Raw genomic sequence first — 26820 nt, 5'->3', positions numbered from 1 at the left:
TTTGTCTCTAACTTTATCAATAATCAGTTTTCGCTATACATTCGTTCGTATGAAGTAGAGAAAATCCTTGGATAAAATATTGTATCTCTAATGATTCTATGAGATGGTAGATAAGTAAAGGAGGTTTTTCTATGGAAAAAATTGCTATTATCGGTGGTGGCATCATCGGTATGACATTAGCCAACTATTTAGACACCTCTAAATTTGAGGTGACCTTATTTGATGCAAAAGAAGGACAAGCCACTCGCGCTAGTGCAGGCATCATCTCGCCTTGGCTTTCAAAAAGACGAAATAAACAGTGGTATCAGTTAGCAAAAGATGGTGCGGCTTATTTCCCAAAACTAATCCAGGATCTATCACTTGATGATTCCATCTATAAACAATCCGGCACACTAATTTTTCGCCAAAAAGAAGCTTTGGAAGATCTTGCTGCACTTGCCGAACAACGAAAGAAAGACGCACCTGAAATCGGCGATATTTCGCTGTTACAAGCTGAAGAAACAGCCCAAGTTCTCCCATTGCTAAAACCAACACCTGCTTTATTTGTGACTGGAGGGGGGCGTTTAGACGGTCATGCCTATCTATCTCACCTTGCCACACGCTTGGAGAAACAAATGGTCAAAGTAATCTCTGAACGTGTCCAGTTACGCAAAGAAACCGTACACTGGGTCATCTCTGGTACTTTTGGACAACTTGACTTTGACCGAGTCATTCTAGCGCCTGGCCCTTCATTGAAGCCGTTACTGGAGCAGATTGGCTTTCATGCTGATATTCGTCCACAAAAAGGACAGCTGATCGTTTTTCAAACACCTTATGCGAACAGCCAAGAATGGCCTGTTGCCATGTTAGAAGGGGAAGCCGATTTTATACCATTCAACGATGGGACTATACTAGTTGGCGCAACCCATGAAAATGATGCGGGTTGGGATTTGGTTCCTACCGAATCTGCTTATCAGCAATTGATAAAAAGTACAGTGCCATTTTTAGCTGAACCCGATCAGCTTGCTACATGGAAACACACCATGCGAGTAGGCACCCGGGCGTACACCTCCGATTTTGCGCCGTTCTTTGCACCTGTTCCAGATGAACCAAGCTTGATCGCCGCAAGTGGCTTAGGCTCCTCTGGTTTGACTACTGGCCCTTATATCGGCTATTTGATTGCAGAGTATCTCAACACAGGGATTTGGCGAGGCGACCATTATCAAAAACCAATTGATACGTACCTTTCAAGATTATAAAAGAAGTAAAAAAAAAGAGGCCTACTTGCGTAGCCCTCTTTTTTGGATTCATGATTGATGGTTATCTTAGTACCAACCGTTTGCTAACCAGAATGCTTTTGCAGCATCCCATGAACCATAGCGTCCAGCAACGTATTCTTCTACAACACGTTCTTGGTTCGCTGGTGAGTAGTCACCGTTCAAATATGCTGAATCTAATTGGTAGCGTCCGATGTAACGGCCGTTTGTTGCAGTGTAAGAACCACCTGATTCTTTTTGTGCAATCCATTCTTTCGCAGAGTTGCTGTTTGTTGTTACAGTAGTTGTAGCTGGTGCTACTTCAACTGTTTCAACAGGCGCAACATATGTATATTCTTGCGCTGGTGTTTCTGTTACTACAGGAGTTTCTACTTTTTCAGTTGTTGGTGCTACTTCTGTTGTTTTTACTGATGAAGCGTCAGTTGGAATTGTTAATTCTTCACCAACGAAAATGCGGTTGATATCGTCAATCGAATTTTGCTCTGCAATAGCTTTGATCAGTGAATTGTCACCTGCAAATTTTTGTGAGATTTTAGATAATGAATCTCCAGCTTTTACTGTATAGACTTCATCTGCATGAGCAGTAGTCCCTACAAACATTGCAGTTGCTCCAGCGGCAACAGTTGTCCCCAAAACGATCTTTTTAATTGAATTCATAGTAAGCTCCTTTTTTTCTCTTTGATTTGTTTCAACGTCACTAACTTTATCATCTAGAAATATTTCATAGGTGAAAGAATTATGACATTTAATGACAAAATCGTCACATTTTTAATATTTGTAATATTTGATTTTCCGAAAAACTAGGACTAAAGTCGTAGAAGCTTTATAAATCAACGTTGAAATCGTTTTTCAATCCTTTCGTAGAAACTTTAAAAAAACTTACATTCTGTAATATTTAGAATAAATTTTTTTCAATTTATTGTATTTTTCTGCGAAATTCTTCTCATTTTTCCAAAAATTGATGCAATAAACACAAAAAAACCAGTAATTGTTACAACAATTACTGGGAAAAATGACGTATTTGAGTAAAAAAGTCATTTTTTAGGACTTTTTTTCTTTTGTAACAATTGGATTGCTTGGTTCATTTCATGGATTGCTTCTTCGTCTGTTTCTTTTTCCAGTGCGCAACTTAATACTTCTTGCCATTTTTCAGGATCTTTGATTCCTAACTTACCGATTGCCCACGCTGCTGTCCCGCGAATCACTGGACGGACATCACTTAGACACTCTTCAATATGAGGCAAAGCGGCACGTTCTCCTAAATTGGCTAAGGCAATCAGCGCATTTCGTTGAAGAGGTTTCCTTCCACGCCATGAACCAGCCAAATGACCGTATTGCTGTTTAAATTCTTTATTAGAGATTGTTAACATGGGCGTGAGTTTCGGATAGACTTCGTCTACTTTTGGTTCCATTTCTGGATGAAAGTGAAAATCTTTCCCTCTATTATAAGGACAAACCAACTGACAGATATCACAACCATAAATGACGTTGCTCATCTTCTTTCGATACTCCTCTGGCATCATGCCTTTCGTCTGCGTTTGATAAGACAAACAGCGTTTAGCATTCATTCGCCCATCACCTAAAAGTGCATCCGTTGGGCAAGCCGTCACACAACGCGTACATTCGCCACACCCAAAGACACCAGGAGCATCTGGTTCTAGGTCGATATTGGTCACGATCTCACCTAAATAGACGAACGAGCCAAATTCCTCTGTGATCAATAATCCGTTTCGACCGATAAACCCTAATCCAGCACGTTGCGCCACAGCTACGTCGATCAACTCACCTGTATCTACTTGCGGCGCCAAGCGCCATTCTTCTTCCTTTTGCCAATGTGTCGCTCGTGACTCAATAAATGAAATCAATTGTTGCAGACGATCCCGTAAGACATCATGATAATCGATGCCCCAAGAAGCACGAGCAAACTGTCCACGCTTTTCATCTCTAGGCATCTTTTCATGGATCTTTGTCGGATACGCTAAAGCAATTGCAATGATTGATTTCGGTCGATCAAACGTCATCTCCGGATATAAACGTTCATCGATATTAGGGTGTTCAAATCCAGAAGTATGTCCAGCAGCTTTTTGTTCTACCAACGATTCTTTCAAATGATCAAATGGCTCTGCTGTAGTAAACCCGATTTTATCAATCCCGATTCGTTTACTTTCTTGAATGATTTCTTCCTTTAATGTTAGTGCCATCATTACCACCCTCGATCAGACACGACTATATAATCCGTAATATAATCGTTCTTTTTTCAATTGAACGAATTGGATCTGTTGATCTGGGATTTTTCTTTCTTCCATCCAACGATTTCTAGCAGCAAAAACTTCCCAGAAATTCACAGATACCCATTTTCGACGTTGGTCTAATGCATTGAAAAAGTTCAACGAAACAGGTTTTGTGTGGAGTAGTTCATGTAAACGGAGTTGTTCTCTTGCTGAGAACTCAGATAGATCCCGTGAATAAACAACATCTTCGTATAGATTTTTTTGTTGCCCATAAGTGAACGTTTGTGGAATTTCTCCTGGACGAGCAATTTCTACTAAACGATTATAATACGTGTTCATTAGTTTGCTATTTGCGATAAATGCACTCTTGAAAAATGCGGATTGGATTTTTGGAATCACACCCTCTGTCCCTATCAAAGAAAACAATGCGGGCCATGCTTGAACCTTTAGTTCATTCTTTTGTTTGACTAATACGCCAGGAGTAAAACCGACGGATGAAAGAAAGACAAAGTAGCCAATGCCTGTTTCTTCATCTAATGGCTGAAAATCATCAAATAACCATTTCCCAGGGTATTCCTCTGTTTCCAATTCTTCTGGGCTCGCTATGAACGCTTTCGCCATTTCTGCTTCAAGAAATAGGAGATCTTGATCTTTCTCCTTATTTTCTAGTTGGTTGATTTTTTTTGTTATTTCTTTTGCAATCAATTGTTTGTCTTTGCTAGTAAAATTCATAGCTTCACCTTCCTTTCCTCTCTTTTAACTATAACGGAATTTCACTAAAATTGGTATCTTTAAAACAATAAACGAACGAATTTTTATTTGTATAAATTGCGGAAGCATTAGTCCTCACGTCTCCAAAACTGAGCAAACGGAAGGAATAGAAGGACTCTCTTCAAAAACAAAGCGCCATCCACAAAAATTTAAAGAACAATTTTCGTGGATGACGCCTTATTTATCGAGGCTACACACTTTTGCCTCTTTTTAGATTATTAAATCGATTAGTGATTATTTCTTTTCTTGAGACAGACCATCGTGAATCATTTCGATGTTCCATTTCATCATTCCATAATAAGAATCACCAGTTTCTCCTTCTTTTGCAATGGAATCAGTGAATAGCTCATCATAGATTTCAAGACCTGTTTCACTTGCGACACGTTCCATACTTCTCGGATCAACACTTGTTTCCACAAATAAGACTGGAACATCCGAAGCACGAACTTGGCTGATGATCGATTGCATTTGTTCAGGTGTACCTTGGCTTTCTGTGTTGATTTCCCAAATATACCCTGCTGGTAGATCGTATGCTTGTGAGAAGTATCTAAAAGCTCCTTCACTTGTTACTAATAGTTTTTTATTGTCTGGGATCGATCCAAAACTCTCTTTCGCTTGTTTATCTAATTCTTTCAATTTTTCGATATACGCATCTGCATTTTCTTCATATTGCGTAGCATGGTCTGGGTCTTTTTCAGCAAAGATGCGTGCGATTTCTTGTACATATTTGATTCCGTTTGAAAGGTCCAACCACGCATGTGGATCTGCTTCTGTCTCTGATTCTCCACCGGTCAAATAAAGTGGTTCAACTTCTTTACTTACTGCAAAATAGTCTTCATCTTCTTTTTTATTTGCCGTATCCATCAAGTTTTCAAACCAAGCATCCCCTGTTTCCAAGTTTAACCCATTATATAAGATGACATCAGCATCACTTGCTTTTTTGATATCTTCTGGCAATACCTCGTATTCATGTGGGTCCGTGCCAACTGGGACGATACTATGAACATCGACGTGTTCTTTTCCAACTTCTTTCGCCATGTCGGCGATGATCGAATTTGTTGCTACGACGGTCAGGTTTTCTTCTTTCTCTTCTGCTGCGGAACTGCCACAACCTGCAAAAATAAATAAGACAGCTCCCATTAACCATAAGATATTCAGTTTATTTTTCATGTACATACTCCATTTCTATTCGTTAGATTTTTTACGACTCGGCATTTTTTTTCGTTTTGTTTCTTGAAAAAATAATCCCTTTAGTCGGTGAAAATAAAAAGGCCAACGTAAAGAATACTGCACTGGTCAACACGATGGTCGCCCCAGACGGCCAATTATAACTATAACTATAAAACACACCGATGATCGCACTTAATACGCCGACTGTTGCCGAAATAAAAATCATTTTTGCCAATCGATCGGTCAATAGATATGCGGTTGCTGCGGGTGTGATCAACATCGAAATGACCAAAATCGTTCCTACTGTCTGTAAACTCACCACGGCAACCAGTGTTAAGAAGAACATCAACAAATAGTGAACAAGTGTCGTATTCAACCCATAAGCTTTTGCCATCATCGGATCAAAAGAAGTGATTTTCAGTTCTTTATAAAAAATAAATACAAACAATAAGACGATCCCACTCACTATGGCAGTCATCAACATATCACTTTCTCTAACTGCTAAAACATTTCCAAATAAGATATGGTACAGATTAGTTGCACTTTGAGCAAAAGAAATCAAGATGACACCTAATGCAAAGAACGAACTAAAAACGATCCCAATAGCTGTATCATTTTTCAACCGGCTACGCTGTGTGACAAATCCGATTATTCCAGCTGTCAACATCCCAAATGCAGTGGCTCCTAGAATGTAACTAAAACCAAACATATACGAAATCGCGACTCCAGGCAGTACCGCGTGAGAAATCGCATCCCCCATCAAAGACATCCCTCTCAAAATAATAAAAGAGCCAATCACCCCTGAAGCCAATCCAACTAACATAGATGTAATCAATGCATATTGTAGAAATTGATAATCCATTAACCCCTCAATAAACGATTGAATCATTTTTCCATTACCCCTTTAACTAATTGCCCAATGATCTCCCCATAAGCCAACTGTAGATTTTCTGAAGTAAATACTTCGTCAACTGATCCAGCTGCAATCAATTCTTTATTCAATAAAATTACTTCATCAAAATAGGCTTCGACTTTGTGCAGATCATGATGGACGATCACAATAGTTTTTCCTTCATTTTTCAGTTCATCCAAAATAGCAAAGATTTTTCTTTCACTGACCGCATCGATCCCAACAAATGGTTCATCTAAAAAAATCCATTCTGCGCCTTGAGCCAAAGCTCTAGCAATAAATATCCGCTGTAATTGTCCTCCAGATAATTCACTGATTTGTCGATTTTCATAATCTGTCATGTCCACTTTCGCTAAGGCTTGTTTTGCTCGTTCCTTTTCTTTTTTCCCAGGACGTTGCCCCAAGCGCAAGGATGGATAGGTTCCTAACAAAACTACCCCTAATACATCGATCGGAAAAGAAAGATCCAGCTCACTACGCTGTTCGACATAGGCAATTTTTTTGCGAATCGTTTTTATGGAGCGACCGTCGAAAGTGATTTCTCCGGAAATTTTAGGAACTAATTCTAATAAAGCTTTCATAAAAGTAGATTTCCCAGCGCCATTCGGTCCAATGATCCCTGTAAATTTTTGTGATTGGATAACTGTTGATACATGATTTAATACTGTCTTTCCTTGATAAGCAACCGTCAAATCTTTAACGGATATTTCATTTTTAGACACCTCTTACCACTCCTTTTCGGTGTACCTAACTTTTTATTCAAACTTAGTTTAACTAATATCAAAATCATTTACAAGTGTTATAGCTAATTTTTTTGATTTTTTAGATTTTTCTCGCAATTTTTGAAAATTTTCTGTAAAATCACAAACAAGAGCTATAAAGTAATGGGCGTTATTTATGTTTGCTAGTTATAGAATCAACTTATTTTTTACTTTATCACTCAACTTAAAAAAGGAGTTTTTGTATGGAAGAAGAAAAATTAACTCGTAGTCTCAGTGCACGTCATATTCAAATGATTGCGCTAGGAGGAACGATCGGTGTCGGTCTGTTCATGGGTGCTTCATCCACCATCCGTTGGACAGGACCTTCTGTAATGGTTGCTTATGCTGTAGCAGGCTTCTTTTTGTACCTGATCATGCGTGCCTTGGGCGAGATGTTGTATCTAGATCCCTCCACCGGTTCTTTCGCTAATTATGCAAGTGAATACATTCATCCCGTCGCAGGTTATTTGACGGCTTGGAGCAATATTTTTCAGTTTATCGTGGTCGGTATCAGTGAAGTCATTGCTGTAGGGGAATATATGAACTATTGGTGGCCAGACTTGCCCCAGATCATTCCAGGAATCGTTGTGATCCTTTTCTTGATGTTCGCCAACCTTGTTTCTGTCAAAGCATTCGGTGAATTAGAATTTTGGTTTTCTACTATTAAAGTGGTGACAATTATTTTGATGATCATCGCCGGTTTAGGCATCATTTTATTCGGATTCGGTAACCAAGGAGAAGCAATCGGGATTTCAAACTTATGGAAAAATGGTGGTTTCTTTACTGGTGGCGTGAAAGGATTCTTTTTTGCTCTATCGATCGTCGTTGCCTCTTACCAAGGAATCGAGTTGATCGGGATGACTGCTGGTGAAGCGAAAGATCCCCAAAAAACGATTGTAGACGCTGTCCAATCAACAATCGGACGGATCTTGATTTTTTATATTGGGGCGATCTTCATCATTGTCAGCATCTATCCTTGGAATCAATTGAGCGAACTAGGATCACCGTTTGTTCAAACTTTTTCTAAAATCGGGATCACGTTTGCTGCTGGTTTGATCAATTTTGTTGTCATCACAGCTGCGTTATCTGGTTGTAATTCCGGTATTTTCAGCGCCAGTCGCATGGTCTACACATTAGCCATCAACGGCAAAATGTCTAAAAAGTTTTTGAAACTTACACGTCATGGAGTACCATTTTACCCAGTAGTAGCCATCTCATTTGGTATTTTGATTGGGTTGATTTTGAATTATTTGTTGCCCTTCGTCTACTCCCAATCACAGGATTTATTTGTTTTTGTCTATAGTTCCAGTATCTTACCAGGGATGGTCCCTTGGATCGTTATTTTGATCAGTCAAATCAAATTCAGAAAAAAACATCCGATAGAAATGCTTGAACATCCATTTAAAATGCCCTTATCCCCATATACCAATTACTTGTCATTGGCCTTTTTGGCAGTGGTATTAATCTTTATGTTCATCAATCCCGAAACAAGAATCTCATTGATGATTGGTTTGATTTTCTTGATCTATATGACGGGTTACTATTTTGTACGCGAAAGAAAAATCAAGGAATAGTAGAAGAAACTATACAAAAAGAAGTCAGGACTGCGCGAACGTAGTCCTGACTTCTTTCAATCTATCACAACCTGATTGCACAACTGCTACTTACCAGGGACTAAATTTTCTACAAGAGTTTCTAGTACGTTGTGAGTTTTTTGATCATTTTGTTCTTACTATTTAGTGGTATGGTATAGTGTGGTTTTGTACATTCCAGTTGAGTGTGTAAAAATAAAAAATAAAAGTCCCTGGCAAATAGCAGTTGTGCAATTTGGCTATTAGCTTCGCTACCATCACAAAAATATCCAATAAATCTTGTGGCGACAGACCGTTTATCCTTTAGCGATACCATCGATCAATTTAGGCTTCTTCCACTAAAAATGACAGAAAAGCACATTCTGGAATTAGCAGTTGACTTGAATGAATACTCCCAGCCATATTTTTCAAAAAGTTGTTGTACGATAAACAATCCTAAACCAGAACCTCCAGTATCTCGACTTCTGCTAAAATCCGGTCGATAAAAAGGTTGGAAAATCTTACTTAATTCCTCCTCCGTAAGTATCTGATTCACTTCATTTTCAATCACTAATTGTTTACCATCAAAAAACAGACTGATTTCTCCCTCATGCTTCGTATATTTGAAGGCATTACTTAGTAGGTTATCTAAAATTTTATCAATATCATTTTTATTACCGATGATTTTCTCCCCTTTTAGATTAACGACTAGTTTTTTCTGTTCTGCTTCAGCAAGTATCCGGAAAGAAGTCAATTTATGTTCGATCATTTCTTTGATTGAGACTTCTTCATAGACCACATCATCTGAAGGCAAATTGTTTCTTGAGGCAAAGAGGATATTATTGATCATTTCTGTTTGTTCTTGCAAAATATTTTTACAAACTTCTAAATATCGCTCTCTGTCTTTAAATTTTCCGACATTATAGATCATGCCATCAATCAGCCCCATCAATGAAGCAACAGGTGTTTTCAATTCATGAGAAGCGATTTGCATAAACTCTGACTTTGCTTGTTCCAATTCTTTCGTTTTAGCTACTTCAAGCTCTAACACTTCAATTGTTTGGATCAAAGAAACATATAGATGGTTGATATCTTGCGCTAAAAGTGAGATTTCATCCGTACCTTTGACATCACAACGAATATCCGCATCTAATTCGATCATTTTTTCTGTTACTTTGGATATCTCTTTGATTTTTTTTGTCGAATAAATACTATAGTAGTAAGCGCCGATCCCCCCAATGATTAGTGAGACGATGATGATAAATGGATATAAATGAAGTAACACTTGACTTGCTTCTGCGACTGGTTGCATCGAGTATATGCCAAATAAATAATAAGTGTTACCTTGTTTGTCAGTAATCTCTTGAAAAATTCTCTTTTCATCAGATAAAAGACTGATGCCTGAATAGTCAAGATTCCCGTCAAAGAAAGGACCAAGAACTAGGCCATTATTATCCAACAGCATGATATCAAGATTTTGTTCTCTTTCAAGCCAGTATTGATCAACAGCGTTTTGCATTGTAGCTAAATCTTTGTTCTCTATACTCTTTGCCACTTGATTGAATTCCTTGTTTATTTCGTTCAGCTTCATTCGTTCATAGTAGACTGGCATCGTAAAATACAAGACAATCAACGAAAGAATCGAAACTAGAAAAATGATGATCCCAGAAAACAGAAAATTTTTCAGCATGATACTCATGGAGTGTCCTCAAGCTGGTAGCCTCTATTTTTGATCGTTTTTATTGATAAAAGTGGCATTTTCTTTCGGATATTTTTTATATGATTATCTAATATTCGATTTTCCAAATGATATTCATACGACCAAACTTGATACACTAATTGTTCTCGCGTGATGATTTTCCCTTTGTTTCTTATTAGAATCACTAAAATATCATACTCTTTTCTTGTTAAATGGATTTCTTCCTCTTGGTATTTTACAAGACCACCATCGAGATCAATGGCGTACTCCCCGATAGTGATGTGGGGATTTCCTTGATTCATCCGAAACACATTTTCGATCCGTTTGATCAAAATAAGTGGGGAAAAAGGTTTGACGACATAGTCACTGATCAAATGGGAAAAACTGAGCAACTGCGTATATTCATCATCCAAGGCAGTCAGCATGATGATCGGCACATCCGACGTTTCCCGAATTTTCTTTAAAACATCCGTCCCCCTTATCCCAGGCAACATAATGTCTAATAGGATCAAGTCAAATGTTTGATCAGCAAAAGCTTCCAATGCTTGTTCGCCACTTCTTACCGAATAAACTTCATACTTGCGTTCTTTTAAAAATTCCGTCACGATCTGATTGATCATATATTCATCTTCAACAACTAAAATTCTTTCCATATCACTCTCTCCTTATTCAAAGCGTAATGCCTCGATAGGGTTTAATTTCGATGCTTTCATCGCCGGTAATAGACCAAATATCACACCCATCAGGGAACAAAATACTAAGCTACCGACAATGGAAATCACGGATACGATATAAGGATAATCCAGTGATAGCGTAATGGCATAGCCACTTAACAAACCAACAAGCACACCTAGTACCCCACCAATCAAAGTCAGGACGACCGCTTCTACTAAAAATTGTTTTAAAATTACTTTTCTTCTTGCGCCTAGTGCTTTCTTTATTCCGATTTCTTTCGTTCTTTCCGTGACAGAGACCAACATGATATTCATCACACCGATTCCACCCACTAATAACGAGATACTTGCTATACCAGACAAAAGAATAAAACTTGACTGGTTCATTCGTTCCAATTCTCTGGCAAATTCTTTCAAATTCATCACCCCATACTCATAATCAGATGGTGGGATCTGTTGATTGAGGATCTCTGCAGCTTTTTCTGCAGCGCCTTGTAATTGATCGGTATTATTTGTTTGGATCGTGACAAGGGGAACAATATCCAACTCATCAGATAGTTTATGCGCTTGCTGTAAAGGAACATAAGCTCTTTTCTCAAAGCTAAATAGATTACTACTATTGGGATCTAACTGAAATACACCTTGAACTTTAAATGGCACCCCATTCACTTCGACAAACTGTCCGATCCCTTCTTCATTTGGAAATAATTCGTCATACAAGGAATCTTCCAGAAAAATTGCTTGTTGTTGCTCTTTGAATGCTTGGGCAGTAAATCCTTCCCCTTTGATGAAGTTTAACTGCTCCAAATCGGCTACAGAAGAAGTGACAGCAGAAACTTTGGCGTCGGTCCCTTTGGCTTTCCTGTAGATTTTCCCTTCCTTTTGATAAGACAAACCACTTGCTAAGACCTCTGGTATCTCATTGACTTTCTTTAGGACATCCTCGTCTAAGAATGGAAAATATAACGGTTTTTTCTCTTCCTTTCCAGATAAGATTCCATCTGACATAGTGTTCTGTTGGAAAGCACTTTTTCTGTCATATTGGATATTCATCGTATTATTGTTACCACCAATCATTTCTCGTTTCATTTTTTCGGTGTTTCCGCCGATGATGCTGAAAATCGAAATAATGGCAGCAATTCCAATGATGACACCTAGCATAGTCAATACCGAACGCATCTTATGAGCAAAAATCGATTGTAAGGCAAATCTGATTTCTTCCATTCTCGATCACCTCACTTCATTTTGTTCGTCGCTGATTATTTGACCATCTCGTAAAGTGATCGTTCGCTGACATAACGCTGCGATTTCTGGCTCATGGGTAATTAGAATAATTGTTTTTCCTGCTTGGTGGAATTCCTTAAAGAGATCCATGATTTGACTACTGGTTTTTGTATCAAGTGCCCCTGTCGGTTCATCACCTAAAACAAAACTAGGGTTAGTCACTAGTGCTCTCGCAATTGCGACACGTTGCTTTTGTCCTCCTGATAATTCCATCGGTTTGAAGTCACTTCGATCCTCTAATCCTACGAGTTGCAACATATCCAAGGCACGCTTACGCCGCTCTTTTTTATTGACTTTTTTATACGTTAATGGCATTTCCACATTTTGCGAAACGGTTAATTTTGGCATGAGATTGAAATTCTGGAAAACAAAGCCGATTTTTGCATTACGAAAATCAGCTAATGAATTGTCCGCTAACGTTTTGACATCCGTTCCTTCAACGATATAATCCCCTGATGTAGCTGTATCCAGACAACCAATGATATTCATCAACGTCGACTTTCCTGACCCCGATGGCCCCATGATTGCGACCAGTTCTCCTTCATTGATTTGCAAAGAGATATCTTTAAGGACTTTTAGTTCTTTCCCGCCTTGCCAATATGACTTCTGAATGTTGTTAAGCGTCAACACTTGCACCAACCTCCATTCCCTCGACCATTCCTGTTTGAGGCAAAGCAAGCTGATCTTCAACAGTCAATCCTTCGATTATTTCTGCGAGTTCATTATCCATCGGATTTACCTTTACTTCATGCTCTTTGATCCGATCATTTTCTACTTTCCATACATAATATTTTCCATCTTTTTCCATGAGGTATCTTTGGTTGATGATCACTTTTCCTGGCACAAAATCTTTCGGTAAAACATTGACATACACATTGGAACCAATCAGTGGCATTTCTTCTTTTGGATCGATCTTAACTTTATAAGGAAACTTAGATAAATTAGGATTCTCTTCTTTTTGGTCCTCTTGTTTTTCATCTCCAGTTAAGTTTGCCACCTGTACAATATTTCCTTGCCAAGTTTTCTCTGGGTCTTTACGATCCATGATTTCAACTCGCTGATCGACAGCGACTTTTTCACGATCAAATTCAGTGACTTGACCATCCACATACAAGTTCGAATCATCAAGGATCTCCATAAAATTATCTTCTTTTTGACGTTCTTTTGATTGATTGACTAAGTCACGATTCAACGATTTGATTCTTCCTGAGTGATCAGCTGTCACTGTGTCTTCATTCAGTCGTTCTTTTTCGTTTTCCTGAAGTAACTGTGCCCTTCTTAGTTCTGTTTCGGCATTCTTCACTTCATTGTCGCCAGCAATAGCTTCTGCATGTAGACCTGTGATTTCTCCTTCTAATGCTTTGATCGTACTTTGTAACTCTTCCGATTTTTCTTTTGCATAATCCTGTCTTGCTTTTCCAAGCTCTGCTACTTTTTGGTTATGTGCTGTCCATTTTTGATTTGCAGTCACTCGTGCTTGTTCTACTGCTCTCACTTTGATTTCTACGTCCATTTCAGCTTCCACAACTTTTCTCTGTTGATCCGTTTGGTATGTAAACAAAGGTTGCCCTTTTTCTACGACGTCTCCTTCATTTACCAGAATATCTTTCACTGTTCCTCGTTCTGGATCAATTTTGATTTTGTTGCTATTGTTTGGCATGACTTTTCCTGCTAAAATCAAATTCGCCGCTTTCACCTCATCAATAAGGGATTTGACAGACCGGGCTTCAATATTTGTTTCTGAATTTTCTTCTTTTGTTTTCCCACTAGAAGCAACTATACTGATTGCACCAACCACTAGTAAAACGGTGATGACTGCTACTGGAAAATACCATTTTCGGTTGAATTTTTTTCTTTTTTTAGGCTTCATGTACCTACTCCTTCATTAAGATCAGTCATTAAAAAAGCGCTTATATAATTCTATCCAAAGCTCATTCCTCTTCTTTTTCCGACACTTCTTCATCAAACATTTGAACAACCGTTCCATCATCCATAACTAGTTCCGTTCCTTCTTTTCCATCAATAGTCACTTTTCTTTCACTTTTCACCTTTGGCATCTCTGCTTCATCCCTATCTTTGGTCTCTGAGCTGCATGCTGCTAAAAGACCGACAGAACATACTAATACCAGATAACCTTTATACTTTGTTCCTTTTTTCATCATGAAAAACCATCCTCTTCTATTTGTTTTAGTTATGTTTCTCTTGTTATATTTACTATCATACATAACAGACCTATTCTCTTTCTAAAGCTAATCTGTTTTTTGTGTAATTTTTTTTGTAATTTTTTTTGAACAAAAAGATAGCGCTTAAATTTCAAAAAAAAAAAAAACAATCCAAACGATTGTTGGATTGCTTTTGGCTAAATAGAGATATTCTACTATTATTTTGATTTTTTATTAACCATTTGTTAAATCATAACTCTCTTTCAGCAGATAAAAGAGTTGCTTTTCTGCGACTGCGCCATTCAAAGCTACACTTATCCAATGGTTTTTGTTCATATGATAAGCAGGATAATAGCCTTTACTCTTTTTCAGGATGGAGATGATTTCTGGATCTGCTTTGACATTGACGAGGGGAACTTGACCTTCGCCTTCTATACCTAATTTATCTTTTTCAACAGATACGATCAAACCAAACCATTTACCTGTCGATTGATGTCGGAACACGATATAATCTGGGAATTTTCCAAACGGATGATCGATTTGGACGGCTTCCAAGGTAGTAGCAAAATCGATAAGTTTATCTGTCAAATCCATCGGTAAGTTCTCCTTTCTGCCAATAAACTAAATTTAGTGGTCATGAAATAATTCAACTATGCTCTAGGTTGATTCTAGGATGTATTCGATCAAATTGACTAATTTCTTAACATTGTTCGTTCTGTTTTACCTACTCAATCACCAATCCCAACCCAGCCGCAATAATGATCGCTTGTTCCTGATTGACGATCAGTCCGCGAAGTAATTCCATAGATAGATTGATTTGAGAAAATGTATTCGTTGTAAAATCTAATCCTTTCAGCGGCGTATTGACCCAATTTGAGCCTGAAAGGTCATTGTTTTCTACTACTAGATCTTTCCAATTGCTATCAAAAAAATCAGTATTTTTCAATTGATTGTCGCTAAACCTGACAAACTTCATATTCGTGTAGCTAAAAGAAGAGAGATTTGCTACACACTCTTCGAAAACACAATCACGCAAGAAGCTGTCTGAGAAATTGGTTCCGGTCAATTTGCATTGCTTGAAATGCACACGATGAAAGCTTGCACCAAACCATTCTAAATTTGAGAAATCACACTTTTCAAAAATGACATCGCTACATTCAAACCGCTCCAACCGAGATTTTTGCATCGCTAATTTTTTGATATGGCTATTCTTCAACACGATATTGCGAGAACTAAGATAGCTTTGGTCTTCCCCTTCAGAAAAAATACCTGAAAAGGTTGTTTCATCTTCTAAATAAAAGGTTCCCTCAACTAATTCGGGCAACTCTGGTGAAGCAATTTTCTTTGCCATACATTCAGCTCCTTTCTATCTGTTTGTTTTACTATCCTTATCATAACAGAATAAAGAAAAAACAACGTGATTTATTTCATAGATAAAATTGCTTTTACTCGTATCTTCTTGCGAGCTAATTGGCTTTGACCCCTGTAGGAATTTGACAATGAAATAGCTTTCACCGTACACTATAGTTAAAGAGTAACTTATTGATAAAATACAATATCTATCTTTCTGGAGGCTTATATTTTGACTAATTATCATTCCAAACCATTCACATTCCTACGCTTGGCATTATACACCCTTTGTAGTTTAAATTTATACTACCAATTCATCACAAATTCGATCTTTACTTGGGCACTTTATTTGCTTGCAATGGGATTTGTAGCTTATGACGTGTATGATATGATCAAGAACCGGAAATAATCTCTTAATTTTTATATGTACATGAGGTCGGGATAGAGATAACTTCTCTTGTCCCGACCTTTGTTTTTTTACCTGCAACTAGTGCGTTGAATTTTTTCTGCCTTACTGAGAGCAATCAAGCTCCCTCAAGATTCACTAAGATAAATCAACTGCCAAGGTACTGAGTGGTTCATGTCAAGACCTGTTAGCTCTCTATAAAAACATTTTTTATCTTTGGCGATCATCGAAATGATTTCTGATTCTGTCATCCCTAATTCTTCACATAAACTTTTGTTGGTACTTTTGATCAATTCTAATAGGATCTGTAGCTGTGCATCAATATCTAATAATGTTGCTAATTTAAGAAAAAGAGTGGCATCTGTTTGCTGATAAGTCATTAGGAATTTTGTTCGTAAATCAAGATAAAATTCAAACATTTCTGGATGTTTACTGATAAAAGAATGATTGATTACTCTCTGATCATAATAGGCCAAGTATTCTTCAGGCGTTTCAATTCTTTTCGTTTCCATTCGCTCCCTCCTTAAAACATTAAAACCTACATTAATGTTTCTTTTAAGATTTATTTGTCAGATTGACCAAATTTAATTACGCTTACATTTTGATACTTCACTCAAGAAAATAATTACAAAAAAATATATCTTTCTTCACAGATTATTTTTATATTTACTCATTAATGAAAGTAACAGATTCTATATTTTATGTGTTCCATAATAACATTTAATGCAGAGAACATCTTACTAGATCCAAATCAGTTTTCCCCATTACTTGAAAATTGTTTATGTGAGACTACCTTAAGAACAAGCCTCTTTCGTCTCAATAATTAACAAACAAATTGAACTAATAACACTCCTAATTTCTAACTTCTTCATGCAATTTTACAGTATTCAAATAATACTTCAATTGAATAATTTCATAGTTTTCTGAAATTTATAGATTGTTGTCATTAAGTTATTTTAATATAGTTATTAGGTAATATTAATTATCAATCTGAAAGCGATTTGTTTTTTTACCTTACGCTAGTGCAAAAGTGGATCGCTAAAAATAATAGAAAGGACGAATATCCGGTAATTAATGGTATTTGTAGCTCGTTTATCTACTGAACACTTTGAACCACTATCAAAAACTGATCATAGAAGTGAAACCAACGACCATTTGATACTGATTAAAATAACCATGTAAAATCGAACGCTCCAATAAGCAAATAAAAAAACATTAACCTTTCACTTAAAAAGATAACATAAGTTACTTTTAATTTATATGAATGTCCACTACTCAATTTAAACATTACTCTCATATTCAACATGTAAGAAACTTAGATCTAATGAGTTCCTAACTAAATGAATACTATGATAAAAGCAATTCTCCTTTACTCTTTTATTAAAAACATACATCTGAAAATATTCTAACTTTTTTTGAATTTCTATCTCACTTGTTAACAAATAAGAAATTGGAAAATTCCAAAAATATATCTTTAACTTTCGCAATGGATACAAGCCTATGTTCTATTTTCTATTCCCTAGAAAGATTTAGATAGGAGGTAAAAGTTCTATTGAAAAATTTTCAATTAAATTTTATAACAGATAAAGTAAAATTACGTTGGTTCCAAATCTTGAAAGAGTTAGAGTCTACTGGAATCTGTACGACAGCCCAACTGATTGGCATGACAAACAGTACAGCCAGGACATTAGTCAACGACATCAATTATTTGAGAGAATATTTCGAGAACGTCGCGGATATCCAATCCTCGAAACAAGGTTATTCTTTAAACATCCATTCTTCAGAAACCTACCTAGAAAAAAAAAGAGCGATTCTCGAAGATGAACCACTCTTTATTATTCTTGAACAAATTTTTTTCAACGAACTTCAGTCTATTTATGATTGGGCAGATTATTTTCATATCTCTGAGAGCACGATGATCACGTACGTTAAAAAAATTGCAGATCAAGTAAAAGAATTCAATATCACCCTTGAGCTAAATCCCGTCAATTTGATCGGATCAGAAGCCGATATTCGAAATTTTTATTTTGCTTTCTATTATGAATCAGATATTACACCCCACACGGTTTTCCCATCAATTGCGACGCAAGAAGTAGTGATTAAAATTGTTAACCTATTGGAGCGTCCTAATCAAAAAGTTTCTTCATTTGGTTATTTTAGTTATTTATTATACCTCTCTATTGAACGGATATTATGTGGTTGTATGGTGGAACTCGACCCTGAATTAAAAGATATTGTCCTTAATGATCCAGAGTTTCACCGACTTTCACCTGCCTATTCGATTGTGAAAGATTATTTTAATATTGACCTAACACAAGAAGAAGCCATTTTTATTTTTAGTTCTGTTTTATGCCGTAGAGGTATCGAAAATCCGAAACAGGAAAAATATTTTTGTGAAAGGTATAATCGATGGCCTAGAATAATAGCGCTTACAAGCGACTATTATCAAATGATCAAGAGAAATACGCACACACAAGCACACGAGTTAATCTTATTAGAATCTTTTTTCACGTCCATCAAGCTACGTAGTCTATTGTCTAAAAGTGGAAATAAAAATATCCAAGATACAAATGAGTATGCCAAAACCTTGTTTAGCAATGAATATAAAAAAAATCGAGCTTTTTTAGAAAAAAATCCCTCCTTCCATCATTTGTTCTCTGATGATCATTTGGACGATATCTGTGCTAGTTTAACGATATTCACTGAGTCAATCAAAGAAAAATATTGGAAAAACCCTACGAATATCGCATTTATTTTTGAAGGAAACGAGTATATCAGTCAACATCTCGAAGCCTTAGTTCGAAAATATTTAGGGGGATTTCAAAATATCTACTTTCTTCGTCCAAATGAGCTATGCGCCTCTTATATTGAAAATCATGAGATCGATCTCTTAGTCACGAATTACAATGAATACTTGACATTTTCTTCGTTAGGTCTAGAATGTCTTTTATTAAAAACAGTACCTGATGCCTCAGATTGGAAAAAATTACTAAATAAAATTGATCCTCAATTATTACAAAAATTTAGAACGCAACATTAGTAAAACTTACAGTTATTCATTTTTTCTACTGCATAATGTGGTGATCCAAACAAGTAAATACAATTCCACCGACTCGGAGTAGATGGTCTTCCGACGACTCTTTCAGTGCATTTATATTTATACTTATAATCATCACTTGCCACATCTTACATCTAAAAAAGGAATTCAATTGACCTTAATGTACCGATCAATTGAATTCCTTTTTATGTTTTTTTCATTTCCAGTCGATTTTAATCACCACTGACTGGTTCATTCTATTCGATTTTTAGGAGTGGCTTGAAACGAGTAATTGATGTGCGTCGTATAGTTTGTTGCTTTTGCATTTGCTGTATTCGGCACATTTAGAAAGATACTGCTCTCTTTATTCGAATCATCCCCAAAATTATAAAACCATGTTTGCTTCTCTATGAATAGATTGGCATCGATCAATTGGATACTATTATTATTAGGAATCAAGATCCCACTCGTGCGGATGATACCTAAATTATCTTCATTGCCGATTTCTCCAGTGCTTGAAATGGCTTGTCCATTTTTCCAACTAAGTTGTGCACCTTTCAATTCACCTGTTTTTTGATTAGAAAATTGTTCTTCTTGTTTGATGAACAAACTCCAGCCACTTATTTCTGATACCGGTCGCTCATCTGTCACCTGAACAAAATTCGGTCTGGAAGTTCCCTGCTCCGTACCGCCTATCTGACTCGGTAATGCATGGTACGTTTGTGTTTTAGTCGTAAGCGGTTGGGTCCCAAAGTCCCAATTACTTGCTTGATCGATCGTTAGCTCTCCATCGACCATACCACCGACAATCAATGTGGTAGCAGGAACAAACGTTGCATCCCGAAATGCTAGTGGCGTTTTCGGATTGATGTTTCCTACATGATTATTCGTCTCTGGTGGATTCATGACACCCGCTTCACTAGCAGAACCTTGGCGATCTCTTAAGAAGACTTGGATGACATCATCTACTGCTAAGTTTAATTTCTCAACAGCAATCCTGATATCCCCTTTATCATCTATGGTAATGAGGGTAGGATCGATTGTTTCTCCATTATGAGTCGCCGTAACCTCTACCTCAGGATCGTCGGAATGACCTGAAATAACCCGCGCATTTGCCGGAACTAAATGATTGGAAAAAGTCGCAGGTGAAGGTGGTATGATAGGAAATACGGTGACATCTTCCACTTCATACACATTTTCAAAATCGCCCTCCATTTCACCTGCTAAAACCTCAACATCTGTGATACGTACAAGATCGCCTGGTTGTAAATATTCGTCAAGTTCGATTTCAAAAACGCCGCCTTGTGGCTCTTCATCATAGATACTAATACCTGGTTTTTCCGCTGTGTGACCATGTGTCAAGGTTTCGTATGTCTGGATCACTGCCCCATCTCTTTCGATTTCCACAGTTACCTTCACTTCATCTTGCCACGCGGGGCGGCTGTCATGGAGACCAACTGGCATACGGATCAACCCGTGGATTTTTTTATCCGCATTCGTCGGTACTCTCAATTCATTTACAATTGCCCAACGTGCATTGTTTGAGCTGAGTCGAGAATAAGAAGTTAAACCCGATGAACCAAATGCATCAAAATCGAAACGTTCTGCTGGTTCCATTGAAGTGAGCGTAGAAAAGTTAGTGCCAGAGAAAGTATAATCCATATTGTTCGAGTGAAGATAGGGATCGGCATCTAAGTCTGTACCATCTTTCCAAACAGCAAAATCACTTGCAGTAGCAGTTAAAGTGGAGCTCGCAATATTACTAAAAATATTCCCGCCACCTACACGATTATTCCGATAGTCCATAAATAGCGGATTATCGAAATTCACAGTAGTTGAACGACCACGAAAAATACCTGCATTTGCGCTTGCCGTACGACCGGAAGCTTCAAAATAACCTAAATTACTCACTCTGATCTCACCATTTCCACCGACGGTATTTCCACCGGCCACTGTCGCATCACTCATATCCAATGCGGGACCATCATTCGCATAGATTCTTACTTCTGAACCCGGATCATTGACAGAAAACCCATTATTTGATCCCGCAGTATAATGGATTCCTTGGTTTCCACCACCTGTATTCCCATCGTGAGCAATACCAGTCCCCTCATTGACTACTAACAATCGCCCCGCATTACTAACAGTCACTTGATTATTACTGCCCCACATCCGGATTGCTGGCGCCATTTGCGCCGCCCCCCCTGCGTTACCTTTTCTCTTAGTCACGGTCATATCCCCACCATTGATATTAAATTGATAGCCACCGTGCGTCGTTCCTGTATTATTTGGACCGGAACGTAAGAATCTTAAAGTAGCATTCGCATTATTTGCTTCAAGTTGTCCAGAAGGACCTGAATCTAACTTTAATGTCGCCTTGCTATTTACATTGAACTGTCCATTGATTCCTTGCAAGACTAATGCAGAGGATGAGTTCGCCCAAAGTGTGATATTTGCTGAATCGGATGCTCCTACAATTGGCTCACGCCCAATTTTTTCTGTTTCTTCTTCGCCTAACTTCACAGTGGATACACCATTTACAGTTGTTGCGATATAGTTACTTTTCGCATTGATACTTGTCTCTTTATTCTCTGCGAGGAGTTTGACATAATCACCATTCAATTGTATCGCTGTTGCTGCTTGCGTTTCCGCAGTTAACTTTCCTCCTTGATTAAGTGATAAAACAGCATTCGCACCGTCTAAGCGAATCCCTCTCTTCGTACCCGAGCGGACCAATACATCTACGCTAGCTCCTCGAGTAATTTCCATGGTAGGAGCATTTCCTTTTAAATAGATACTATTATTCGTTATGACGGTGTCAGCAGAATTAGTACTTGGAACTGCGACAGATAGTTGTGATTGGTTGTCAACAACCATTTTTGCTTGATTTCCTTGAAGAGAGACATTAGCAATTGCTCCGCCTTCATTTTCTACACTCATATTACTTTGGTTATCTAGGGTAAATAAACTAGTTTCACCCGTCAGAAGAACAGCTCCACCGGTACTTGTTGATTTCGTTGTCAAGTCACTTCTATCTAAATGGACAGATGGCTCAGCCCCAGATAGTTCCACCGCTCTTCCTGTCACTGTCTGTATGTCAGCTTTAGAATCTGCAAATGTAATACCCGTTTTCTTTCCTTGTAAATATATGCCATTTCCTGTTCCACTGTTGACTGTCAGATTCAGTTGAGCATTTTCTGAAAGAGTTGCTTTTGCCTCTTCCCCATAAAGTCCAATCAAACTATTCGCACCTGCGGTAGATACTAACGCACCTTGAACGTCTAGCGTTGCACCATTTTGGATACGTAACGTAGAATTTTTACCTAATGTGGTGGTGCCGAGTTGATTGATATCCTCGGTTCGGTTCCCTGTATTTGTAATAGCAACAGCACTATTATCAACAGTTAACATCGCTTTTTGATTCAACAATCGAATACCTGCCCCAGTTGTCGCAGTCATCTTCAAATCACTGTCATTGATCGTCATTGTCGGCGTTGTACCAGTCATTGTCAGCCGATTGCCTGTACTAGAGTTGATCGTTACATTACTTGAGTCATTTACTTCAAAAGTTGCATCGTTTCCAGACATGACTAGACTATTTCCTGTAGTCGATTGGATTACCGCCGTTGATTTAGCTATGTTGAATGCGCCATTTGCACCTGTAAGGTTGATGGAATGCGCTGTATTCGATTGACTTTGCCATTGACTACCTGATGCCACATCAATTGTTGGGTTTTCCCCTGTCATGATAATTGCCTGTCCACCTGTAGTTGTCGCATTTAACCTTCCATTTTCCAGCTCAATGCTCGACTGATTCCCTGTCATCGAGAGCGCATTCCTACTTGTAGCGTCTGACGAAGTAGATGCTGCACCATCCGCTTGGATTTGTAAGTTACCGTTGTTTTTAACAGAAACTGTCGCATTGCTCCCCGTAAAATAGACGGAATTTTGCAAAGCAGTTGTTCCACTGTTCGTAATAAACAGTTCTGCTCCGTCTGCGACGGTCAGTTTAGCATTCGCTCTCGTAAATGCCAACGCAGAATTTTGAGTATTCCCCAGCTTCACGACTGCCTGATTTTCTACGATAAATTCTTTTGTCGTAAACAGCGCGCCTGGTAGATTGATCCTATTATCTATGGTTAACTCACCGCCAGTTATTCGTACCACTGCGCTTGAGATATCAGCTACTCTAAAATAATTGATCGATGAGCTGTCTCTTGAAACATCTTCCATTTGAAGGGTCCAATTTTCACCAGACGATTGCCCGATAACAAAGGGATTGGTATCTGTTTTATTAAGAAAAGTATTTTCAATTCTTAAAGTTTTGCTCTCAGTAGTCGTCAATAAACGCACTTGTCCGGTGCCGATATTCAAAGTATTCATTTGCCCATTGATTTTTAGTGAACGATCAATGTCCAAGTTTTCTGGACTGATAACTGAGCCTATATCGATCGAACGTTCCAAATTGATGATAGAAACCTCTGGATTGGCGAGTGCACTTAAAAATTCTGCACGAGTCGAAACCGGTACCGTTGCTCCTTGAAAGACATTTTCTTCGTCCTGTTTCTCTTCCGAGCGATTTCTTTCTTCCTTTGGTTCGTCGTTTTCTGACTTTTCTTCTCCTGAAGAATGGTTCGGCTCAGCCTTCGTGATTTCTACTTTAACAGTTGCCACTTCTCCTACAGTTACTGAATAGGTTCCTGCTTCTGCAAACATCACAGGTACGGTAAATTCCTTTTTCGGTGTTTCTGATGATAAGAGCCACTGGTCGAACGTTTCATCATAACTGCTACTCATCCCTGAGGACAATTCATCTTCAATGATCTCAGCAGTTGACGGAAGTTTGATTGCCACGTTATCCACTTCTTCTGTACTTATAAACGAAAGGGCAGTTACCGTCTTTTCAGTTCCCTTTATTACCGCTTGCTCAAAAGAAAAAGCGGGTGTCAACGACTGGGTATCCTTCACTTCAGATGATTTTGTCGGTTGACTATTACTATTTAGCGTGTTTAAAGGTTGACTCCCTTGATCGATTGTCTCCGCAACAGCGAGGAAAGGTATACCCAAAGTATATAGTGCAAAGATTGAAATACTTATTTTAGTCATCATTTTACATACTTTTTGACGCATTGGTCCTCCTCCTCTAGTCATCTGTTTTATTTTCTGAAAGGGTATCCATGTATTTTTCTTGCATTAGTTTTGCTTTTTTCTTATTTTTGTATGTCGTATAGGCGAGTACACTAATAATGATCACGATTAGAACGATTGCTGCAATCAACCACCAGTTGGTATCTTTAACGGAAACATCTGATTGGTTCAAGCGTCTTGCTTCGTCTGCTGTCACATCAAAAGTTTCTTCCCAAGTCCATTCATGTTCGCCAGAGCGAGCCGTCATATTCAGCACATATGTCCCGCTTCTAAAACGTTCGCCATTGAGTGAGATTGGAAAATTAAAATTGGAGTTAGGTGCCATTTGCATCATCTCCTCTGATGCTCGATATAAAATCGTATCAGATCCTTCTCTACGTATCGAGGCTTCCACACTTAGTTCATTCACAAAAGTAGGTAAGAAATTCTGGATCGTCGCACTAAAGGCGTTTCTATAATTGATTTGATCCGCAAATACATCTAAAAGCGCCAATTCTGGAACAATCGTTTGTGTACGATCATTACTCGCTACGACACCAATCACATAAGAAAAAGAATTGATGATCTGCATTCCTTTATCCTCAGAATCCTCTTCCTCTTCTTCTTGTGCCACTTCGCTTAGTTGTAAGCCACCGGCTAATAATCCTTCTACCTCATCCTGAGGCATAGTGAGGGTTGTTACGATCCGTTTTTCCTCTCCTGCTTCTAAACGAATGGGTTCATCTTCGACATCCAGTAAGTCCTTCATTTCCACTTTTAATGTAGGATCGGGCTGGTCAGTTTCTCCGCCATATTCAACCACACCATTGATATTTGTGTAGGCAGTATGAGCTGTGATCGAGAGATCGATCGGGATATTTCTAACATTTTTCACCACTAACGTGAGTTCTTCTGTTTCTCCTGGTTGCAATTCCACATCAAAGTAGCCTTTATCATCCCCAAATTGACTTTCAGGCGTAATGGTGCGAACACTAAAATTTAGTTCACCATTGGCAAATACTTCTTGAGAAAAACCAACAAACCCGATCATTACATAAAGCATAACCAGAAAAGATGCTGTAAACTTGTTCAATAAAGGCATAGTTATCTCCTTTCTAAAAAACAACGATGCTGACTGCATCGTTGTTTTTTATCAACCTTTCAAATCTCTAGCTAGTTAATTGATATTTGCCGGTGTTGCAGACAATGTCCATAATAAATTAGTCGTATATTTGGAATTAGCATCTGTACGTGTTGTGCCAGGTACATTTAATTGTACAGAAGGATTAGCCAATCCTCCATCTACTTCACTGTCTTGCACTAAGTTGGCTTTATCTCCCCACATGGCAGTACTTAGTCCATAGCCTATGTTACTTCCGGCAGTCATGATTACGCGGCTATTTTCCGGAATCAACGTGAAACCTGAATTTATCGTTGGTAATTCGTCACTTGTATTTTGAGCTGTCCCATTTGCAAACGTGACTTGAGCACCATTTAAGCTTCTTTCCCCATTCGTAAATTGTGCTTCTTGTTTCAATGCCAGATTCCAACCTGTTAGGTCTTCACGTAAGTCACGTACTTGAGCAAATTGTGCACGGGCTGCTTGATTTGTCGCTTCATTGACCCATGGGCTATTCATATCAGGATTAGGAAAGTCAGTTGATTCTTCATCGATGTCAAACCACCAAGCCGCAGCTGGATAAGATTGATCTAATGCTGAATTTTGACGTGAACCAAAATCATAATCGCCAACGTATGCAATTGCGAAAGCACCTTCTTGAGTGGGAGGTACGATGACTTCTTCTGGTCCTGGGTTTGGATCAATTGTTTCACCGTTCTCCTCGTCCGCTTCACGATATTGAATCTGTCCATTCGTTTTTAGTGTTCCATCCTGATCTGTATCGTCTGCATGAACAACCATACTTCCTGCTGCTAGACTTGCTAATAACACTGACATTGATACTAGTTTTAATGCTTTCATTTATTCGTTCTCCCTATTTGTTTTATTTTTTTGTAAAACATCTACTTGATAGTGCGACTTGCTCGTTTATTTTCTTATCTCTTCGTTTTAACCAAGTTCGAATGACCCATAAAAGAATTAGTAGACCCAGCAACCCGTAACTTGGTATCACTTGATTTAATTTTGGTAATTGTCCATTCACCTGTACATATTCGTCTCTATCTGAGGGTTGCGCCTGCTCTTCAGAAGGTGGTTGTGGTTTAGGGTCCCCTTCATAATCGATTTCTCCGTAAAACCCTACATTCTTATTCGTTTCTACAGAGGAGCCTTCTGCCGCAAAGATTTGAACTGGTTGATAAAACATCCCAAGAAACAATAAAATGGTCCATAACAAATACCAAGGCTTCTTTTTCACATTTATTTCATTCCTCCTATTCTAGATAACTACATT

Annotated in this window: 22 protein-coding genes; 3 read left to right on the top strand and 19 right to left on the bottom strand. The window is 38.1% G+C overall.

Annotated elements, in window-relative coordinates:
- The first annotated feature begins 131 nt into the window (after positions 1–131).
- Positions 132–1238 (top strand): NAD(P)/FAD-dependent oxidoreductase, encoded by a 1107-nt coding sequence (locus tag IGK77_RS03145; RefSeq protein WP_074800564.1) that lies wholly within the window; start codon positions 132–134, stop codon positions 1236–1238.
- Positions 1239–1304: 66 nt separating this feature from the next.
- Here the strand turns inward: IGK77_RS03145 and IGK77_RS03140 are convergent, their stop codons facing one another.
- The 6 genes from IGK77_RS03140 to IGK77_RS03115 all read right to left on the bottom strand — a co-directional run bounded on the left by IGK77_RS03140 (position 1305) and on the right by IGK77_RS03115 (position 7060).
- The gene (locus tag IGK77_RS03140) at positions 1305–1913 is read right to left on the bottom strand and encodes a LysM peptidoglycan-binding domain-containing protein (RefSeq protein ID WP_023519180.1); all 609 of its coding nucleotides are present in this window, start codon (positions 1911–1913) and stop codon (positions 1305–1307) included.
- Between the two features lie 377 nt (positions 1914–2290).
- A complete protein-coding gene (gene queG, locus IGK77_RS03135) occupies positions 2291–3457 on the bottom strand; it encodes a tRNA epoxyqueuosine(34) reductase QueG (RefSeq protein ID WP_071866681.1) in 1167 nt (388 codons plus the stop codon).
- 15 nt (positions 3458–3472) lie between these two features.
- The gene (locus IGK77_RS03130) at positions 3473–4219 is read right to left on the bottom strand and encodes a hypothetical protein (RefSeq protein WP_010736215.1); all 747 of its coding nucleotides are present in this window, start codon (positions 4217–4219) and stop codon (positions 3473–3475) included.
- 273 nt (positions 4220–4492) lie between these two features.
- Positions 4493–5428: a metal ABC transporter substrate-binding protein gene (locus IGK77_RS03125; protein ID WP_074800561.1), complete on the bottom strand. Its 936-nt coding sequence runs from the start codon at positions 5426–5428 to the stop codon at positions 4493–4495.
- A gap of 31 nt (positions 5429–5459) precedes the next feature.
- Positions 5460–6317 carry a metal ABC transporter permease gene (locus IGK77_RS03120; protein ID WP_023519177.1) on the bottom strand — a complete coding sequence of 286 codons (858 nt, stop codon included), beginning with the start codon at positions 6315–6317 and terminating at the stop codon, positions 5460–5462.
- Entirely contained in the window at positions 6314–7060 is a 747-nt protein-coding gene (locus IGK77_RS03115; RefSeq protein WP_023519176.1) for a metal ABC transporter ATP-binding protein, read from the bottom strand. The genes IGK77_RS03120 and IGK77_RS03115 overlap by 4 nt, the downstream gene beginning before the upstream one ends.
- A 242-nt stretch (positions 7061–7302) precedes the next feature.
- Between IGK77_RS03115 and IGK77_RS03110 the strand changes: the two genes are divergently transcribed.
- Positions 7303–8673 (top strand): amino acid permease, encoded by a 1371-nt coding sequence (locus IGK77_RS03110; RefSeq protein WP_065095714.1) that lies wholly within the window; start codon positions 7303–7305, stop codon positions 8671–8673.
- 337 nt (positions 8674–9010) lie between these two features.
- Here the strand turns inward: IGK77_RS03110 and IGK77_RS03105 are convergent, their stop codons facing one another.
- From IGK77_RS03105 to IGK77_RS03065, 9 genes are all read right to left on the bottom strand, one after another.
- Entirely contained in the window at positions 9011–10369 is a 1359-nt protein-coding gene (locus tag IGK77_RS03105; protein WP_065095713.1) for a HAMP domain-containing sensor histidine kinase, read from the bottom strand.
- Positions 10366–11022 carry a response regulator transcription factor gene (locus IGK77_RS03100; RefSeq protein WP_086334357.1) on the bottom strand — a complete coding sequence of 219 codons (657 nt, stop codon included), beginning with the start codon at positions 11020–11022 and terminating at the stop codon, positions 10366–10368. Before IGK77_RS03100 ends, IGK77_RS03105 begins: the two co-directional genes overlap by 4 nt.
- A gap of 12 nt (positions 11023–11034) precedes the next feature.
- A complete protein-coding gene (locus IGK77_RS03095; RefSeq protein ID WP_438712942.1) occupies positions 11035–12267 on the bottom strand; it encodes an ABC transporter permease in 1233 nt (410 codons plus the stop codon).
- A 6-nt stretch (positions 12268–12273) separates the two neighbouring features.
- On the bottom strand, positions 12274–12957 hold the full coding sequence (locus IGK77_RS03090; protein WP_019723145.1) for an ABC transporter ATP-binding protein: 684 nt from the start codon (positions 12955–12957) through the stop codon (positions 12274–12276).
- The gene (locus IGK77_RS03085; RefSeq protein ID WP_438712940.1) at positions 12944–14197 is read right to left on the bottom strand and encodes an efflux RND transporter periplasmic adaptor subunit; all 1254 of its coding nucleotides are present in this window, start codon (positions 14195–14197) and stop codon (positions 12944–12946) included. Before IGK77_RS03085 ends, IGK77_RS03090 begins: the two co-directional genes overlap by 14 nt.
- 61 nt (positions 14198–14258) lie before the next feature.
- A complete protein-coding gene (locus IGK77_RS03080; protein WP_074801935.1) occupies positions 14259–14489 on the bottom strand; it encodes a hypothetical protein in 231 nt (76 codons plus the stop codon).
- A gap of 234 nt (positions 14490–14723) precedes the next feature.
- Positions 14724–15083 carry an MmcQ/YjbR family DNA-binding protein gene (locus tag IGK77_RS03075; RefSeq protein WP_074801938.1) on the bottom strand — a complete coding sequence of 120 codons (360 nt, stop codon included), beginning with the start codon at positions 15081–15083 and terminating at the stop codon, positions 14724–14726.
- Positions 15084–15213: 130 nt separating this feature from the next.
- Positions 15214–15840: a pentapeptide repeat-containing protein gene (locus IGK77_RS03070; protein ID WP_074801941.1), complete on the bottom strand. Its 627-nt coding sequence runs from the start codon at positions 15838–15840 to the stop codon at positions 15214–15216.
- A gap of 533 nt (positions 15841–16373) precedes the next feature.
- Entirely contained in the window at positions 16374–16757 is a 384-nt protein-coding gene (locus tag IGK77_RS03065; protein ID WP_071866716.1) for a DUF7006 family protein, read from the bottom strand.
- Positions 16758–17797: 1040 nt separating this feature from the next.
- Here IGK77_RS03065 and IGK77_RS03060 point away from each other — a divergent pair.
- A complete protein-coding gene (locus IGK77_RS03060; protein ID WP_074801945.1) occupies positions 17798–19285 on the top strand; it encodes a helix-turn-helix domain-containing protein in 1488 nt (495 codons plus the stop codon).
- A 249-nt stretch (positions 19286–19534) separates the two neighbouring features.
- Here IGK77_RS03060 and IGK77_RS03055 read toward each other — a convergent pair whose 3' ends face one another.
- The 4 genes from IGK77_RS03055 to IGK77_RS03040 all read right to left on the bottom strand — a co-directional run bounded on the left by IGK77_RS03055 (position 19535) and on the right by IGK77_RS03040 (position 26784).
- Positions 19535–24412: a WxL domain-containing protein gene (locus IGK77_RS03055; protein WP_438712937.1), complete on the bottom strand. Its 4878-nt coding sequence runs from the start codon at positions 24410–24412 to the stop codon at positions 19535–19537.
- Between the two features lie 13 nt (positions 24413–24425).
- The gene (locus IGK77_RS03050; protein WP_010736238.1) at positions 24426–25511 is read right to left on the bottom strand and encodes a DUF916 and DUF3324 domain-containing protein; all 1086 of its coding nucleotides are present in this window, start codon (positions 25509–25511) and stop codon (positions 24426–24428) included.
- A gap of 75 nt (positions 25512–25586) precedes the next feature.
- Complete coding sequence (locus IGK77_RS03045) at positions 25587–26390, bottom strand: WxL domain-containing protein (RefSeq protein ID WP_074801951.1); 804 nt, start codon at positions 26388–26390, stop codon at positions 25587–25589.
- A gap of 22 nt (positions 26391–26412) precedes the next feature.
- Positions 26413–26784: a hypothetical protein gene (locus IGK77_RS03040; protein ID WP_074801954.1), complete on the bottom strand. Its 372-nt coding sequence runs from the start codon at positions 26782–26784 to the stop codon at positions 26413–26415.
- Positions 26785–26820: the final 36 nt, after the last annotated feature.

Source organism: Enterococcus sp. DIV0806c, from assembly GCF_051710905.1.
GTDB lineage: Bacteria > Bacillota > Bacilli > Lactobacillales > Enterococcaceae > Enterococcus_B > Enterococcus_B mundtii.
Note: the sequence above shows the minus strand (reverse complement) of the source record. Positions and strands in the feature narration are given on the sequence as shown.

Excerpts from the sequence above, each read along its gene's own strand:
- IGK77_RS03145 (WP_074800564.1), top strand. The coding sequence starts at position 132 with ATGGAAAAAATTGCTATTATCGGTGGTGGCATCATCGGTATGACATTA.
- IGK77_RS03140 (WP_023519180.1), bottom strand. The coding sequence starts at position 1,913 with ATGAATTCAATTAAAAAGATCGTTTTGGGGACAACTGTTGCCGCTGGA.
- queG (WP_071866681.1), bottom strand. The coding sequence starts at position 3,457 with ATGGCACTAACATTAAAGGAAGAAATCATTCAAGAAAGTAAACGAATC.
- IGK77_RS03130 (WP_010736215.1), bottom strand. The coding sequence starts at position 4,219 with ATGAATTTTACTAGCAAAGACAAACAATTGATTGCAAAAGAAATAACA.
- IGK77_RS03125 (WP_074800561.1), bottom strand. The coding sequence starts at position 5,428 with ATGAAAAATAAACTGAATATCTTATGGTTAATGGGAGCTGTCTTATTT.
- IGK77_RS03120 (WP_023519177.1), bottom strand. The coding sequence starts at position 6,317 with ATGATTCAATCGTTTATTGAGGGGTTAATGGATTATCAATTTCTACAA.
- IGK77_RS03110 (WP_065095714.1), top strand. The coding sequence starts at position 7,303 with ATGGAAGAAGAAAAATTAACTCGTAGTCTCAGTGCACGTCATATTCAA.
- IGK77_RS03105 (WP_065095713.1), bottom strand. The coding sequence starts at position 10,369 with ATGAGTATCATGCTGAAAAATTTTCTGTTTTCTGGGATCATCATTTTT.
- IGK77_RS03100 (WP_086334357.1), bottom strand. The coding sequence starts at position 11,022 with ATGGAAAGAATTTTAGTTGTTGAAGATGAATATATGATCAATCAGATC.
- IGK77_RS03095 (WP_438712942.1), bottom strand. The coding sequence starts at position 12,267 with ATGGAAGAAATCAGATTTGCCTTACAATCGATTTTTGCTCATAAGATG.
- IGK77_RS03085 (WP_438712940.1), bottom strand. The coding sequence starts at position 14,197 with ATGAAGCCTAAAAAAAGAAAAAAATTCAACCGAAAATGGTATTTTCCA.
- IGK77_RS03080 (WP_074801935.1), bottom strand. The coding sequence starts at position 14,489 with ATGATGAAAAAAGGAACAAAGTATAAAGGTTATCTGGTATTAGTATGT.
- IGK77_RS03075 (WP_074801938.1), bottom strand. The coding sequence starts at position 15,083 with ATGGATTTGACAGATAAACTTATCGATTTTGCTACTACCTTGGAAGCC.
- IGK77_RS03070 (WP_074801941.1), bottom strand. The coding sequence starts at position 15,840 with ATGGCAAAGAAAATTGCTTCACCAGAGTTGCCCGAATTAGTTGAGGGA.
- IGK77_RS03065 (WP_071866716.1), bottom strand. The coding sequence starts at position 16,757 with ATGGAAACGAAAAGAATTGAAACGCCTGAAGAATACTTGGCCTATTAT.
- IGK77_RS03055 (WP_438712937.1), bottom strand. The coding sequence starts at position 24,412 with ATGCGTCAAAAAGTATGTAAAATGATGACTAAAATAAGTATTTCAATC.
- IGK77_RS03050 (WP_010736238.1), bottom strand. The coding sequence starts at position 25,511 with ATGCCTTTATTGAACAAGTTTACAGCATCTTTTCTGGTTATGCTTTAT.
- IGK77_RS03045 (WP_074801951.1), bottom strand. The coding sequence starts at position 26,390 with ATGAAAGCATTAAAACTAGTATCAATGTCAGTGTTATTAGCAAGTCTA.